The organism is Carnobacterium sp. 1290_CSPC, from assembly GCF_001053265.1.
Taxonomy (GTDB): domain Bacteria; phylum Bacillota; class Bacilli; order Lactobacillales; family Aerococcaceae; genus Aerococcus; species Aerococcus urinaeequi.
The window spans coordinates 1-1732 of record NZ_JVVG01000089.1; the positions used below are offsets into that span (position 1 = coordinate 1).

The following is a 1732-nucleotide window of genomic DNA, read 5'->3' on the forward strand; positions in this document are numbered from 1 at the left end:
AAAGAAACCAAACTTTTCTTCATAAATCTTTCTCCTCCCAAAACGAAAGATTACAAAAAACCAGCTGCCTCCCAACAGCTGGTTTTTTAATGCCTAAATATAGTTTAAGCGCTCCTTAGTGCCCCTTCTTTTCGTAGTATATCCCCCAAATCAAGTTCAGTATAAATAAGATTAAAAATATACGGTTGTATTTGTAGGATTCTTGGAAGGTAAAGGTGACAAAAGCAAATATGACGAGTAATAGAATGGTTATATTTCTAGGGATTAAGACTTTTTTCATATGAACACCAATCTGTTGTTGGCGAGTTATCTATTTTATAGAGAAACTTTATAAGTATTTAGCAGTTGTACTTAGATGGTTAATCCATTATTCAAAAATACGAACCGAGGACACTCTTTAAACTTTCCCATCTATTCGATCCAATAGGTACGAGATATTGTCTTTACTAATTTGGTCCTAGCAGAATTACTATATACTTTTGTAATTGTGTTTTGGCCAATTAGAACTTCTGTACCTCTAGGAGATGTTGCGATAATATTTTGCATATTGACTGTTGGATAAACATAAGCTTCGAGTGACTTCATCAAAGAAATTATATCATAAAGTCCAATGGCTGCTTTTATTTGCCAACCAGGGATTAAATTGAGCAGGTTTGTAATTCCATATTTTGCAAAAGCCTTAGCTCTGGAACTTGCTACTATTTTATATCCTGTCCAAGAGGAGTAACGAATATTTTTATATCCTAGTTTGTTGTAGTCATTAATACTACTTGGCCTTGATGTGCTATAAGCTGTTATAGTTATTTTATTCTTAATAGTATCTTGATCAACATCAGCTTTTGGTAGCTCTAATGATTCTTCGTAACTAACCTCATCTGCTTTTACAGATAGTGTATGATTTAAACTGCCATAAAATGTAATAAAACCCAAAATTAAACATATTCTAAAAAAAATTTTTCATATTTATTTCTCCTTATGGACGGATTCGTTCCGTCGTCCTATTCGAAAAATCATATAATTCTTCCAGTTGATTCATCAGACTTTACTGTCGTGTGGGCAAACTAAAATTTTTCGATAATATTATAAATAGACATAGCAACTGTTAGCTCATCCCCATTAATAGCAACTGAAATATGATTTTTACCGTCTTTACAAGCTATATCTATCGTGTTGCTTTCATAAAATATTTAGGATTCCTTAAAGAATTCTTGAAATTATTCTACACTCTTACTGTGATTATTGTCTGTGAAGATACGTTTCTTATTTCTAGTCTTGAAGAAAACAGTTCCTAGTAATCTAAAACAACAGCATTCTATAGAGATTTTAAAGCTTCTTCTTGATTATAAATTATTTCTCAATAATTTGATGTTTGTATATTGTGCTCCATAGCTACCACCTCCTAACTGTTCTATAGAAAAATGATAATCAAACGATTACCGACTCGTATCTTCATAAATTAGCATACCTAAATACTGATGAAAGTGCTGTCACATTCATGTTACATCGGGTGGGGAACGTTGATAAATAAGTGGTTTATAATGATGTTTCATGGAAATTTTATACTAATAAAATTTTTAGATTAGAAAAACAGCTTTAGCAATTAGTAACTTATTCATCACAAAATCAACACAATTTTGATTGATATCTTCACAATAACTTCAAAGCTATACCCTATTATATAAGCATACCCAATAAAGAAACCAAACTTTTCTTCATAAATCTTTCTCCTCCC

Annotated in this window: 1 protein-coding gene; it reads right to left on the reverse strand. The window is 31.3% G+C overall.

The window, feature by feature from the left end; translation table 11 throughout:
* Nucleotides 1-411 precede the first annotated feature (411 nt).
* The gene (locus AC973_RS08100; RefSeq protein WP_048729449.1) at nucleotides 412-930 is read right to left on the reverse strand and encodes a hypothetical protein; all 519 of its coding nucleotides are present in this window, start codon (nucleotides 928-930) and stop codon (nucleotides 412-414) included.
* Nucleotides 931-1732: the final 802 nt, after the last annotated feature.